We start from the raw sequence: 13,503 nt of genomic DNA on the forward strand, positions 1-13,503 counted from the left end.
GCACGCAGACTGCATGGTCAGTTCGCGCCCGCCTTTTCCGCTCTGGAGTACTGCCTTTGAATGCGACGACCATCAACAGCCTGTTCTTGATCGGCTCGTTGCTGGTAGGTGCGAGCATCCTGGTCAGTTCCCTCTCTTCCCGCCTGGGCATCCCGATCCTGGTGATCATCCTTGCCGTGGGCATGACCGCCGGCGTCGACGGCGGCGGGATCATCTTCGACAACTATCCGACCGCCTACCTGGTGGGCAACCTGGCCCTGGCAGTGATCCTCCTGGACGGCGGCTTGCGCACCCGGGTCGCGAGCTTTCGCGTGGCCCTGTGGCCGGCGCTGTCACTGGCCACGGTAGGAGTGCTGATCACCACCGGGCTGACCGGCATGGCCGCGGCCTGGCTGTTCGACCTCAACCTGATCCAGGGCTTGCTGATCGGCGCCATCGTCGGTTCCACCGACGCCGCGGCGGTGTTCTCGCTATTGGGAGGCAAGGGCCTCAACGAGCGGGTGACCGCGAGCCTGGAGATCGAGTCCGGCAGCAACGATCCGATGGCGGTGTTCCTCACCGTGACCCTGATCGACATGCTCGCCAATGGCCATACCGGCTTGCACTTCAGCCTGCTGGTGGAACTGGTCCGCGAATTCGGCATCGGCGCGGTGATCGGCCTCGGCGGCGGCTGGCTGATGCTGCAACTGGTCAACCGCATCCACCTGGCCAATGGCCTGTACCCGATCCTGGTGATCGCCGGCGGGCTGGTGGTGTTCGCCCTGACCAACGCCCTGCATGGCAGCGGTTTCCTCGCGGTGTACTTGTGCGGCCTGGTGATCGGCAACCGCCCGGTACGCAGCCGCCACGGCATCCTGCACATGCTCGACGGCATGGCCTGGCTGGCGCAGATCGGCATGTTCCTGGTGCTGGGACTGCTGGTCACTCCCCACGACCTGCTGCCCATCGCCCTGCCGGCCCTGGGCCTGGCACTGTGGATGATCCTCTTCGCCCGGCCGTTGTCGGTGCTGGTGGGGCTGCTGCCATTCCGGGCCTTCCATGGCCGGGAAAAGGCCTTCATCTCCTGGGTCGGGCTGCGGGGCGCGGTACCGATCATTCTCGCGGTGTTCCCGCTGATGGCCGGCCTGCCCAACGCCCAGCTGTACTTCAACCTGGCGTTCTTCATCGTGCTGATCTCCCTGCTGCTGCAAGGCACCAGCCTGCCGTGGGTGGCCAAGTGGCTGAAGGTCACGGTCCCACCGGAGCCGGCACCGATTTCCCGGGCCGCCCTGGAAGTCCATGTCACCAGCGAGTGGGAGCTGTTCGTCTACCGCCTGGGCGCGGAGAAGTGGTGCATCGGCGCGGCCCTGCGGGAATTGAAGATGCCCGAAGGCACGCGCATCGCCGCCCTGTTTCGCGGCCAGCAATTGCTCCACCCCTCGGGTAGCACGGTGCTGGAGGCCGACGACCTGCTATGCGTGATCGGCCATGAACACAACCTCCCGGCCCTGGGCAAACTTTTCAGCCAAGCCCCGGAACGCGGCCTGGACCTGCGCTTCTTCGGCGATTTCGTCCTCGAAGGCGATGCCCAGCTGGGCGCGGTCTCGGCGCTCTACGGACTCAAGCTCGACGGCCAGGATGCGGACATGCCGCTGGCGGCATTCATCGCCCAGAAGGTCGGCGGTGCACCGGTGGTCGGCGACCAGGTGGAGTGGAACAACACCACCTGGACCGTCGCGGTGATGGACGGGAACAAGATCGGCAAAGTCGGCGTCAGATTCCCCGAAGGAAGTCGCCCCGGCCCCGGACTCTTCCTCTAAACTCGGAAACGCGCCAGATTCTTGCCGTCGCATTCCCCCTATTCCTACTTGCTTGCTCGATCGATCCCTATGCCGACCCTGCGTAAAATTTTCGCCATTGCCCTGCTGGGCCTGAGTCTCTCTGTCGGCGCCGCACAGGGCGGCGATCCGCCCAGTGCCGAGGCGGTCCAGCAAAGCCTGGACAAGATCGCCGAGCGCAAGCTGTCGGAAGTCGATCAGAAGGCCCTGCAGACCGTCTTGCAGAACACCCTGAACCAACTGGCCAACCTGCAGGACTACGAACAGCGCCTGCCGGAGCTCAAGCAGCAGTTGGCCAACGCTCCACGCCAGACCCTGGAAAACCAGCGCGAGCTGGCACGCCTCAAGGCCAGCAAGGTGGTGCCGGTGACCCAGCGCTATGCCACGCTGAGCGTGACGCAGCTGGAGCAACTGCTGGCCGAGCGCACCACCGCCCAGGGTGAACTGCAAAAAGCCCTGGCCCAGGCCAACAGCCTGACCATCAGCGCCCAGACCCGCCCCGAACGGGCCCAGGCCGAGATCAGCAACGGCCAGACCCGGATCCTGCAGATCAACACCATCCTCAAGGCGGGCAAGGACAACGGCAAGCTGCTGAGCAGCGACCAGCGCAACCTGCTCAATGCCGAGCTCGCGGCGATCAATGCCTTGATCCCGCTGCGCCGCCAGGAACTGGCAGGCAACAGCCAGCTGCAAGACCTGGGCAGCAGCCAGCACGACCTGCTGGTGGAAAAGATCGCGCGCCTGGAACAGGAAACCCAGGACCTGCAGACCCTGATCAACCAGAAGCGCCTGGCCCAGTCCCAGGAGACGGTTACCCAGCAGTCCATCGAAGCACAGAAAGCCGGCGGCAGCAGCCTGCTGGCCACCGAGAGCGCCATCAATCTCGAAGCCTCAGACTATCTCCTGCACTTCACCGACCAACTCAACGAACAGACCCAGCGCAACCTGCAGACCAAGCAGCAACTGGACAACGTAACCCAGGTCGCCGCGGCGCTGGACGAGCAGATCAGCGTGCTCAAGGGCAGCCTGTTGCTGTCCAAGATCCTCTACAAGCAGAAACAGGCCCTGCCGCGGCTCAAGGTCGACCGCGACCTGGCGAACAATATCGCCGATATCCGCCTCTACCAGTTCGAGGTCAGCCAGCAGCGCGAGCTGCTCAGCAGCCCCACCGCCTACGTCGACAACCTGCTCAAGAACCAGCCGCCCGAGCAGGTCACCCCGCAATTGCGCAAGACCCTGCTGGAACTGGCCAATACCCGGGTCGACCTGCTGGACCGCCTGAACCGCGAGTTGAGCGCGCTGCTCAATGAATCCATCACCCTGCAGCTGAACCAGAAGCAGCTGCTCAGCACCACCCAGACCCTGCGGGCGACCCTCGACGAGCAGATGTTCTGGATCCCCAGCAACAAGCCACTGGACACTGCATGGCTGCGCCAGGTGCCCGATCGCTTGCAGTACCAGGTCACCACCTTGCCCTGGGCCTCGAGCTTCAGCGAGCTGATCGACGCGCTGGTGCAGCAGCCCTTGCTGTTCCTGCCCCTGCTGCTGTTGATCGGCGCCCTGCTGTGGCGACGCAAGAGCCTGTATGCGCGCCTGAGCAAGGTGCACAAGGATATCGGCCACTTCAAACGTGATAGTCAGTGGCACACGCCCCTGGCGATCCTGGTCAACGTCCTGCTGGCGATGCCCCTGGCCCTGGGCCTGGCGCTGTGCGGCTATGCCCTGCAGATCGATGCCCGGGGACAGAACGCCACCCTGGGCGCAGCGCTGCTGCAGATCGCCCAGGCCTGGCTGGTGTTCTACACCGCCTATCGGATCCTGGCCCCCGGCGGCGTGGCCGAACTGCACTTTCGCTGGGAGAAACCCCAGGTGGAGTTCCTGCGTGGGTGGATCCGCCGCCTGGGCCTGGTAGTCCTGGCCCTGGTGGCCGTGGTCACGGTGGCCGAGTTGCAACCCGCGGCCCTGGCCGAGGATGTACTGGGCATCGCCGTGGTGCTGACCTGCTATGCCCTGATGGCCTGGCTGCTCAGTCGCCTGCTGCTCAGCAGCCCGACCCACGAGAACGCCTCGCTGTTCCGCAAGGCCGTGGGCTTGCTGTTCACCCTGCTGCCGATCGCCTTGTTCATCGCCGTGTGCTTCGGCTTCTACTACACCGCCCTGAAGCTCAGCGATCGCCTGATCAACACCCTGTACCTCTTGATGCTGTGGCTGGTGGTCGAGGCTACCTTCGTGCGCGGCCTGGCCGTCGCGGCGCGGCGCCTGGCCTACCAGCGCGCCTTGAGCAAGCGCCAGGCGGCCAAGGAGGCCGGGGAAAGCGGCGAAGCGGTGGTCGAAGAGCCGACCATGGATATCGAGAAGGTCAACGAACAGTCCCTGCGCCTGATCCGCCTGGCCCTGCTGGGAGGCTTCATGGTGGCCCTGTACTGGGTCTGGGCCGACCTGATCTCGGTGTTCTCCTACCTGGACCGGGTGACCCTCTACGAGTACACCAGCGGCACCGGCGCCAACATGAGCATGGTGCCCATCAGCATCGGCGACTTGCTCGGCGCGCTGATCATCGTCGGCATCACCTTCGCCCTGGCGCGCAACTTGCCGGGCCTGCTGGAAGTATTGGTGCTGTCCAAGCTGAACCTGGCCCAGGGCAGCGCCTACGCCACCACCACCTTGCTCTCCTATGCCATCGCCGGGGTCGGCTTCGTCACCACCCTGTCGACTCTCGGCGTCAGCTGGGACAAGCTGCAATGGCTGGTGGCCGCGCTATCGGTAGGCCTGGGCTTCGGCATGCAGGCGATCTTCGCCAACTTCATTTCCGGCATCATCATCCTGTTCGAGCGCCCGGTGCGGATCGGCGACACCATCACCATCGGCAACCTGTCGGGCACCGTGAGCCGGATCCGCATCCGTGCCACCACCATCACCGACTTCGACCGCAAGGACATCATCGTCCCGAACCAGACCTTCATCACCGGACAACTGATCAACTGGTCGCTGACCGACACCATCACCCGCGTGACCCTGAAACTCGGCGTCGACTACGGTTCGGACCTGGACCTGGTCAAGGAACTGCTGCTCAAGGCCGCCCGGGAGAACCCACGGGTACTCAAGGAACCGGAACCCCAGGTGTACTTCCTCAGTTTCGGCGAGAGCACCCTGGACCACGAACTGCGCATGCACGTGCGCGAGCTGGGCGACCGCAACCCGGTGATCGACGAGGTCAACCGCTTCATCAGCCGCGAGTTCAAGAAGCAGCACATCAACATCTCGTTCCGGCAGATGGAGGTCTACCTCAAGAACCTCCAAGGCCAGGAGTACAAGATGGTGCCCATCGGCCCGGAGAAACCCCAGGACCCGCCAGCGCCGGAAAAGCCAGCCCCCTAACGCCCGGCGAACTCGACGCGAACGGCTTTGCCCAGCAGAATACTCGGACATTCTGCTGGGAGATGGCCGTTGAAAGCCCTCGACGAACTGACCTTCGACAATCGTTTCGCCCGCCTGGGCGACGCCTTCTCGACCCATGTGCTGCCCGAGCCCCTGGACAACCCGCGCCTGGTGGTGGCCAGCCCGGCAGCCATGGCCCTGCTGGACCTGGACCCCGCCGTCGCCGAAAGCCCGGTATTCGCCGAGCTGTTCGGCGGGCACAAGCTGTGGTCCGAGGCCGAACCCCGGGCGATGGTCTATTCCGGGCACCAGTTCGGCTCCTACAACCCCCAGCTGGGAGATGGTCGCGGCTTGCTGCTAGGGGAAGTGCGCAACGATGCCGGCCAATACTGGGACCTGCACCTGAAGGGCGCCGGCCAGACGCCTTACTCGCGCATGGGCGATGGCCGCGCAGTGCTGCGCTCGTCGATCCGCGAGTTCCTCGCCTCCGAGGCCCTGCATGCCCTGGGCATTCCCAGTAGCCGGGCGCTGTGCGTGATCGGCTCGGACACCCCGGTGTGGCGCGAGAAGCAGGAGCGCGGCGCCATGGTCCTGCGCCTGGCGCCCAGTCATGTTCGCTTCGGGCATTTCGAATACTTCTACTACACGCGCAAGTCCGAGCAGCACACCCAGCTGGCGGAGCACGTACTGGCCCAGCACTTTCCCGACTACCGGGACCAGCCCCAGCCCTACCTGGCGATGTTCCGCGAGATCGTCGAGCGCAATGCCGAGCTGATCGCCAAATGGCAAGCCTATGGCTTCTGCCACGGCGTGATGAACACCGACAACATGTCGATCCTGGGCATCACCTTCGACTTCGGCCCCTTCGCCTTCCTCGACGACTTCGACGCCCACTTCATCTGCAACCACTCCGATGACCAGGGTCGCTACTCCTTCAGCAACCAGGTGCCCATCGGCCAATGGAACCTCAGCGCCCTGGCCCAGGCCCTGACCCCACTGATTGCGGTCGAGGACCTGCGTGAAACGCTGGGCCTGTTCCTGCCGTTGTACCAGGCCCACTACCTGGACCTGATGCGCCGGCGCCTGGGCCTGACCCATGCCGAGGACGCCGACCAGCAACTGGTGGAACGGCTGCTGCAACTGATGCAGGGCAGCGCCGTGGACTACAGCCTGTTCTTGCGCCGCCTGGGGGACACGGCGCCGGAGCAGGCCGTGGCGCAGCTGCGTGACGACTTCGTCGATCTCAAGGGCTTCGATGCCTGGGCCGAGTCGTACGTGGCGCGGGTGGCCCGCGATCCGCAGCAGGGCCAGGAGCACCGCCGCACGCGCATGCACGCGGTCAACCCGCTGTACATCCTGCGCAACTACCTGGCGCAACAGGCCATCGAGGCCGCGGAATCGGGCGACTACAGCGAAGTGCGGCGCCTGCACCAGGTGCTGAGCCGGCCGTTCGAGGAGCAGGCTGGCATGGACCGCTACGCCAAGCGGCCGCCGGACTGGGGCAAGCACCTGGAAATCAGCTGTTCGTCCTGAGTCAGGCGAACACTTCCATCGCCACCTTGAAGCGCTCGGACAGCCAGCGCACCTGCCGCAGGTTGAGCTGGCGCTTGCCACTCAGCACTTCGGAAACCACCGATTGCGCCCCGACCCCGGGCAGGTCGCTCTGGGTCAGGCCGTGCTCGCGCATCAAGTAACGCAGTACATCGATGCCACTAGCCTTGGGGATAGGCCGGTGTTCGAGGTCATACGCCTCGATCCAGTCACCAATGATCTCCAGCAGGCTGTTCAGAGGATGAGCCTCATCATCCCCCGCAAGGTCCAGCAACTCATCCAGAGCCTGGACCAGTCGATCATAGTCTTCTTCGGTCCGAGGCTTGCGTAGCAATGGCGCAACGAATTGCCAGTGCTCGGCCGCCTGCTTGATCAACACACTCATTGTCATCCCTCCTTCCATTGCCCTCGGTCGTACTCACGGTGGTTCAATATGTACCTGATATAGAGTTTCTGGGTGGTGTAGCGCAGGACGGCAATCAACCTCAGCTTGTTGCCACCCACATCGAAGACATGCAATGGACCGACCTTGTCCACAGCCGGGAACATGGCCTTAATTGCCGAGAAATCGGCAAAGCTATTGCTCTTGATCAGTCGGTACCAATCATCCAGCGCCTTGGCTGACTGCGGCCATTTCTCCTTGGCCTCCCATATACGTTTTGCAGTGATCACTCGCATGCAATGTCCCTATCGCATATTGCTATGAAAGCTAGCCAGAAAGCCGGTCAATCGCAAGTTGCGATAATGATGAATAGACCAGCGGTCGATGCCCTCCCAATCCTGAGAGATAGGAGGCCAGGGACAGGGCTCCAATATGTGAGCGGATGCATCCACCGCCCCGCGGCTTGATAAATCCGCGCCACGACTCCAGATAGATGCCATTGGCCACTGACCCGGAGCTTCCATGACCGACCCACTGCTGATCCCCTGCCCGCACTGCAACGGCCTCAACCGCATCCCCGCCGAGCGCCTGGGCGACCATCCCAGGTGTGGGCGCTGCAAGGCCGAGGTGTTGCTGGACAAACCCTTTGACTTGCAACAGGGCGCTTACGCCAGCCAGGTCAAGGGCGACCTGCCGTTGCTAGTGGATGTGTGGGCAGACTGGTGCGGGCCGTGCAAATCCTTTGCACCGACCTTCCAGCAGGCCGCCGCGCAACTGAGCGGCAAATGCCGCCTGGCCAAGCTCGACAGCGAAGCCAACCAGCAGCTTTCGGCACAGTTGGGCATTCGCTCGATTCCAAGCCTGATCCTGTTCAGGAATGGCCGGGAAGTGGCCCGGCAAAGCGGCGCCCTGCCCTTGCCGCAGTTGATCGGCTGGTTGCGTAGCCAGGGGATTTGAGATGACGCCATGAAGCGCAGGTCACGCCCTGCGCCCATGGCAACTTGAAACTCAGGCGTTTTCCAGCAGGTTGTGCAGGTCGACGAACTGCTGGGTCAGCTTGTGCCGTGGGTCGAGATGGATCAGCGGCAGGCTGGCCTGGTGGGACTCACGCATGCGCACCGAGCTGGCCAGGTACACCGGCAGCACCGGCAGGCCTTCGCCAATCAGCTCGTCGAGCATTTGTTGCGGCAGGCTGGCCCGGGCCTGGAACTGGTTGACCACGATACCCTCGACCTCGAGCTCTTCGTTGTGGTCCTCCTTCAACTCCTCGATCTCGGCCAGCAGGCCGTACAGGGCCTGGCGGGAAAAACTGTCGCAATCGAAGGGAATCAGCACACGATCGGCCGCGATCAGCGCCGATACCGCATAGAAGTTCAGGGCTGGCGGGGTATCGAGGTAGATCCGCTCGTAATCCTCGGACAACTCGTCGAGCAATTTACGCAGCTTGTTGATCTTGTGCTTGGCCTCCAGCTTGGGCTGCAGGTCCGCCAGCTCCGCCGTGGCGGTCACCACATGCAGGTTGTCGAACGGCGTCTCGTAGATGTCCACCTGGTTCTTCCTGGAGAACGGCCCGGAAGACAGGGTCTGCTTGAAGAAGTCGGCGATGCCCATGGGAATGTCCTCGCCGGTCAGGCCGGTAAGGTATTGGGTCGAGTTGGCCTGGGCATCGAGGTCCACCAGCAAGGTGCGATACCCCTCGCTGGCGCTGACCGCCGCCAGATTGCAGGCAATGCTCGACTTGCCCACGCCACCTTTCTGATTGAACACCACGCGCCGCATAGCTAGACCTCCGTGTATCAAAGATCACCGAGTGTAGTAGCCGACGCCGCCCCTTAGCTACCTCGGCAACGCAAGTTCGGCCGGCTATCCCGGGACCGGTCGGCTACTGCGCCAGCCCCGCTGCCAGGCGCCTGCACAAGGCCTTGGCAGCCGGTGGTGGCGAAGGGACTTTCGCTCCACGGCAGATTCATCTCATTTGCGACCAGCAGTCCATCCGCTATTTGCTACATGACTGTTGCACCGGGATAATGCGCGCCACTGGCGCTTAAGCGTCATCCTGGCCAGGCGCCACCCCCAGCGCCGCACCACGTCAAGAAAGCCCGCAGGGGCGGGATGAAACCAAGTGATCAAGTTCAATATCGCTCAATGGCGTGCGTGGGCCCCTGGGCTCGAGGGCGTGGACGCCTGGCAGGCCTGGTGCCAGCAGCCGGCCCTGCCGGCCAGCAGCGATAGCGCTCCGGACGTTTCCTTCCTGCCCGCCATGCAGCGCCGTCGCCTCAGTCGCCTGGCCCGCATGGCCTTCAGCGTTGGCTGGCCCCTGGCCGAGGGCCTCGAGCGCCTGCCCCTGGTGTTCATTTCCCGCCATGGCGAAACCCCGCGAACCCTGGAGATCCTCAGCGACCTGGCCGCCGAGCAACCGTTGTCGCCCACCCAGTTCAGTCTCTCGGTGCACAACGCGGTGATCGGCCTGTGGTCCATCATGCGGGGCGAGACCAGCGAGATGACCGCCCTGGCTGCGGCCGGGGACGGCCTGGAGCACGGCATGCTGGAAGCTGCGGCGCTGTTGGCCGACGGCGCGTCCCACGTACTGCTGGTGATCACCGAGGAGCAGCCACCCCAGGCCTACGCCGACTGGATCGACGATGTGCCCTTTCCCTATGCCCTGGGCCTGCTGCTGACCCCCGGCGCGGATTGGCAGCTGTCCCTGGATGGCACCGGCGGCCGGCCCCAGGCTCCAGCCCAGTGGCCCCACGCCCTGAACCTGTTGCGTACCCTGCTTGGGCCGCAACCTTATTGCCAACATGCCTGGATGAATCGCACATGGACCTGGCAACGCAACCAGTGAAGACCAAGGGGCGCGATGCCTATTACTGGCGCCTGGTGGCCACGGCGCTGAGCTTTGCAGTGTTCGGAATAGGTGGTTTGTGCCTGCGCCTGGTGATCTTCCCGCTGCTGGCCTGCCTGCCCGGGGATGCCCCGGACCAGCGGTTGCGGGCGCGCAAGACCATCAGCCGGCTGTTCTGGCTGTTCATCCGCTGGATGGCCAGGTGCGGCGTACTCACCTACGAGGTCCAGGGCGCCGGGCAACTGGGGCGCCCGGGCCAGATGATCATCGCCAACCACCCGTCGCTGATCGACGTGGTGTTCCTGATCGACCTGGTGCGCGACGCCAACTGCGTGGTCAAGGAGAGCCTGTGGAACAACCCCTTCACCCGTGGCCCGGTGCGCGCGGCCCAGTACATCAGCAACGACGGCAGCCTGGAGATGCTCGAGAACGCCTGCGGGGCTCTGCACGAAGGCCAGACGCTGATCGTCTTTCCCGAGGGCACCCGCACCCTTCCTGGCGCAGCGCCGGCCTTTCATCGGGGAGCCGCGGCGATCGCCCTGCGCGGTGCCAAGCTCATCACTCCAGTGGTGATCCGGGTCAGCCCCAGCACGCTGACCAAGGCCGAGCCCTGGTACCGGATCCCGCAACGCCGGGTGCACTTCAGTTTTCACGTCGGTGCCGATATAGACCCACAGACCTTTGCCGCCCAGGGCCCGGCGCCCCAGGCTTCGCGCAAGCTCAATGAGCACTTGCACAACTATTTCACCAAGGAGCTCGCCAAAGATGAGCGATACGCACCCGGACCTGATGCTTGAAATCAAACTGCTGATCATCGATGCCCTGGGCCTGGAAGACATCAGCGCCCAGGACATCGGCGACCAGCAGACACTGTTCGGCGAAGGCCTCGGCCTGGACTCGGTGGACGCCCTGGAACTGGGCCTGGCGATCCAGAAGAAGTACGGCATCAAGATCGACGCCGACGCCAAGGACACCCGCAATCACTTCAGCAACGTGGCGAGCCTCGCGGCCTTCGTCAGCGCAAAACAGGCAGCTTGAGAACCGACCATGCAAACCCGTGACGACATCTTCAATACCCTGCGCGATGCCCTGGTCGAACTCTTCGAAGTGGAACCGTCGAACATCAGCCTGGACTCCAACCTGTACCAGGACCTGGAAATCGACAGCATCGATGCCGTCGACCTGATCGACCACATCAAGCGCCAGACCGGCAAGAAAATCGCCGCCGAGGAGTTCAAGTCGGTGCGTACCGTCAACGACGTGGTCGAGGCGGTCTATCGTCTGGTCCAGCCGGCCGCATGAACCGCCTGATCGGCCTGGGCTTGTTGCTGGCCGGCCTGCTTTATCCCTTCGCCGTGTACTTGGGCATGGAGCACTTCGCGCCATGGCAATTCGGCCTGTTGCTGGGCAGCCTGTGGCTGGTCCGGGCACTGACCGGTGAGCGCCGTCCCGGCAGCCTGTGGATGGCCGGTGCCGCGCTCGTCTTCTGCCTGTTGCTGGCCTGGTTCGACCGCCCGGGGCTGCTGCGCTGGTACCCGGTGCTGATCAGCGCCTGCATGCTGGGGGTGTTCGGCCTGAGCCTCAAGTACGGCCCGCCAGTGGCCGAGCGCCTGGCCCGCCTCAGCGAGCCGGAGCTGCCGCCACAGGCCATACGCTACACCCGCCAGGTGACTATCGCCTGGAGTCTGTTCTTCCTCTGCAATGGCCTGGTCGCCGCCGCGCTGACACTCTGGGCGCCGCTGGACTGGTGGATGCTGTACAACGGCCTGATCGCCTATGGGCTGATGGGCTTGCTGTTCGCCATCGAATGGCTGTTGCGCCAACGGGTAAGAGGCCGTAGATGAACTGGATTCCCCTTGAGCAGCTCTTGCTCGAGACACAAGGGCCACGGTTGGCCGCCGCCCATCCCGATATCGACCTTGCGGCCCTGCAGGCCCGGGCCCTTGGCCTGGCCGCGACCCTCCGGGAGCTGCACGTCGAGCGCGTGGCGATCCACCTGGAAGATGCAGTGGAGCTGGCGGTGGCCCTGCTCGGAGCCTGGCGTGCCGGGGCCAGCGTGCTGCTGCCCGCCGATCTGCAAGCCCAGACCCGCCAGCGCTGGGCGACGGAGGTCGACTTATGGCTGACCGACCAGGACCCGCCACTGCCGGCAACCGCGACCGGCCCCCTGGCGGCGGCCGACCTGGACCTGGACACCTGTCGCCTGAGCCTGTGCACCTCCGGTTCCAGCGGCGAACCCAAGCGCATCGACAAGCGACTGCGCCAGCTGGCCAATGAAGTACAGGCCCTGGAGCAGCTCTGGGGCCACGACCTGGGCCCGGCCTGGATCATCGGCAGCGTCGCCACCCAGCACATCTATGGCCTGCTGTTCCGGGTGCTCTGGCCGCTGTGCGCCGGTCGCCCGTTCCTGCGGCGCCAACTGGCGTTCCCCGAAGACCTGCAACGGGCCAGCCGCGAATGCCCGGCATTCGCCTGGGTGGCCAGCCCGGCACTGCTCAAGCGCATGGGCGACAACCTCGACTGGCCGGCCCTGAGCCAGGTCCGGCGGGTATTTTCTTCCGGCGGCGCCTTGCCCGCGCCCGCCGCCGCGAGCTTGCAGCAGCGCCTGGGGCAATGGCCCACGGAGATCCTCGGCAGCTCCGAGACCGGCGGGATCGCCTGGCGCCAGGGCGCGACACTGTGGCAACCCTTCGCCGATGTGCAACTGGGCCAGGATGCCGACGGTGCGCTGTTGATCGCCTCGCCCTACCTGCCGGCCGGACACGTGGAACACAGTGCCGATGCCGCGCGGATCGCCACCGACGGTCGCTTCGAACTGCTGGGGCGCCTGGACCGCATCGTCAAGCTGGAAGAAAAACGCATCTCCCTGCCCATGCTGGAGCAGGCCCTGGAAAGCCACGCCTGGGTCGCCGAGGCCCGCCTTGGGGTGATCGAGGAGAACCGTGCCTACCTGGGCGCCCTGCTGGTGCTCGACGAAGCCGGCCTGCATGTACTGCGCAACCAGGGCCGGCGCCACCTGGTCCAGGCCCTGCGCCAGCACCTGGCCCAGCACTGCGAGGCCCTGGCCCTGCCCCGGCGCTGGCGCCTGCTGCGCCAGTTGCCGCTCACCGCCCAGGGCAAGCTGCCCCAGGCCCAGGTCCAGGCCCTGCTCCAGGCACCGCGCCCGCGGGAGCCGGAAGTCCTGGCCCAATTGCAGCAGGACGACGAGTGGCAGCTGCAACTGGCGATCCCCCCGGACCTGGCCTATTTCAGCGGGCACTTTCCCCAGGCGCCGATCCTTCCCGGGGTGGTGCAGGTGGACTGGGCCCTGGCCCTCGGCCAGCGCCTGCTGGAACTGCCGGGCCGTTTCGCCGGGATGGAAGTGCTGAAGTTCCAGCAACTGATACGCCCCGGCGATCGCATCCAGTTGAACCTGCGCTTCGACACCCAGCGCCAGAAGCTGTACTTCGCCTACCTCAATGCCGGGGCTGCCTGTTCCAGCGGCCGTATCCTGCTGGAGGACAGCTGTGGATAAGTTGCCCAGCCAGGCG

13 protein-coding genes are annotated in these 13,503 nt (G+C 64.9%); 10 read left to right on the forward strand and 3 right to left on the reverse strand.

Going from position 1 to position 13,503, the window contains the following annotated elements; genetic code table 11:
• The first annotated feature begins 56 nt into the window (after positions 1 to 56).
• The 3 genes from AC3WK8_RS08760 (at position 57) to selO (ending at position 6,728) form a co-directional block, all read left to right on the forward strand.
• A complete protein-coding gene (locus AC3WK8_RS08760; RefSeq protein WP_103324587.1) occupies positions 57 to 1,799 on the forward strand; it encodes a potassium/proton antiporter in 1,743 nt (580 codons plus the stop codon).
• Positions 1,800 to 1,868: 69 nt separating this feature from the next.
• Positions 1,869 to 5,195, forward strand: coding sequence for a mechanosensitive channel MscK (gene mscK / locus AC3WK8_RS08765; RefSeq protein ID WP_022640302.1), 3,327 nt, complete (start codon positions 1,869 to 1,871; stop codon positions 5,193 to 5,195).
• A gap of 69 nt (positions 5,196 to 5,264) precedes the next feature.
• A complete protein-coding gene (selO, locus tag AC3WK8_RS08770; protein ID WP_103324588.1) occupies positions 5,265 to 6,728 on the forward strand; it encodes a protein adenylyltransferase SelO in 1,464 nt (487 codons plus the stop codon).
• A 1-nt stretch (position 6,729) separates the two neighbouring features.
• On the opposite strand, the gene AC3WK8_RS08775 is transcribed toward selO, so the two are convergent.
• Together AC3WK8_RS08775 and AC3WK8_RS08780 are read right to left on the reverse strand one after the other, a co-directional pair.
• Positions 6,730 to 7,131: a helix-turn-helix domain-containing protein gene (locus AC3WK8_RS08775; RefSeq protein WP_085595593.1), complete on the reverse strand. Its 402-nt coding sequence runs from the start codon at positions 7,129 to 7,131 to the stop codon at positions 6,730 to 6,732.
• 2 nt (positions 7,132 to 7,133) lie between these two features.
• Complete coding sequence (locus AC3WK8_RS08780; RefSeq protein WP_085595595.1) at positions 7,134 to 7,424, reverse strand: type II toxin-antitoxin system HigB family toxin; 291 nt, start codon at positions 7,422 to 7,424, stop codon at positions 7,134 to 7,136.
• Between the two features lie 226 nt (positions 7,425 to 7,650).
• On the opposite strand from AC3WK8_RS08780, the gene trxC reads away from it, so the two are divergent.
• Positions 7,651 to 8,085: a thioredoxin TrxC gene (gene trxC / locus AC3WK8_RS08785; RefSeq protein ID WP_085595597.1), complete on the forward strand. Its 435-nt coding sequence runs from the start codon at positions 7,651 to 7,653 to the stop codon at positions 8,083 to 8,085.
• A gap of 51 nt (positions 8,086 to 8,136) precedes the next feature.
• On the opposite strand, the gene AC3WK8_RS08790 is transcribed toward trxC, so the two are convergent.
• Positions 8,137 to 8,907, reverse strand: coding sequence for a ParA family protein (locus AC3WK8_RS08790; protein ID WP_022640297.1), 771 nt, complete (start codon positions 8,905 to 8,907; stop codon positions 8,137 to 8,139).
• Positions 8,908 to 9,250: 343 nt separating this feature from the next.
• Between AC3WK8_RS08790 and AC3WK8_RS08795 the strand changes: the two genes are divergently transcribed.
• From AC3WK8_RS08795 to AC3WK8_RS08820, 6 genes are read left to right on the forward strand one after another with little or no spacing between them, the layout of a single operon-like run.
• On the forward strand, positions 9,251 to 9,973 hold the full coding sequence (locus AC3WK8_RS08795) for a beta-ketoacyl synthase chain length factor (RefSeq protein ID WP_103324589.1): 723 nt from the start codon (positions 9,251 to 9,253) through the stop codon (positions 9,971 to 9,973).
• On the forward strand, positions 9,949 to 10,770 hold the full coding sequence (locus tag AC3WK8_RS08800; RefSeq protein WP_103324590.1) for a lysophospholipid acyltransferase family protein: 822 nt from the start codon (positions 9,949 to 9,951) through the stop codon (positions 10,768 to 10,770). Before AC3WK8_RS08795 ends, AC3WK8_RS08800 begins: the two co-directional genes overlap by 25 nt.
• Complete coding sequence (locus AC3WK8_RS08805; RefSeq protein ID WP_022640294.1) at positions 10,739 to 11,011, forward strand: phosphopantetheine-binding protein; 273 nt, start codon at positions 10,739 to 10,741, stop codon at positions 11,009 to 11,011. Before AC3WK8_RS08800 ends, AC3WK8_RS08805 begins: the two co-directional genes overlap by 32 nt.
• 9 nt (positions 11,012 to 11,020) lie before the next feature.
• A complete protein-coding gene (locus tag AC3WK8_RS08810) occupies positions 11,021 to 11,275 on the forward strand; it encodes an acyl carrier protein (protein WP_085595603.1) in 255 nt (84 codons plus the stop codon).
• A complete protein-coding gene (locus AC3WK8_RS08815) occupies positions 11,272 to 11,817 on the forward strand; it encodes a COG4648 family protein (protein ID WP_103324591.1) in 546 nt (181 codons plus the stop codon). The genes AC3WK8_RS08810 and AC3WK8_RS08815 overlap by 4 nt, the downstream gene beginning before the upstream one ends.
• Complete coding sequence (locus tag AC3WK8_RS08820) at positions 11,814 to 13,487, forward strand: ApeI family dehydratase (RefSeq protein WP_085595607.1); 1,674 nt, start codon at positions 11,814 to 11,816, stop codon at positions 13,485 to 13,487. Before AC3WK8_RS08815 ends, AC3WK8_RS08820 begins: the two co-directional genes overlap by 4 nt.
• Positions 13,488 to 13,503 lie beyond the last annotated feature (16 nt).

This window comes from Pseudomonas sp. FW507-12TSA, from assembly GCF_058781435.1.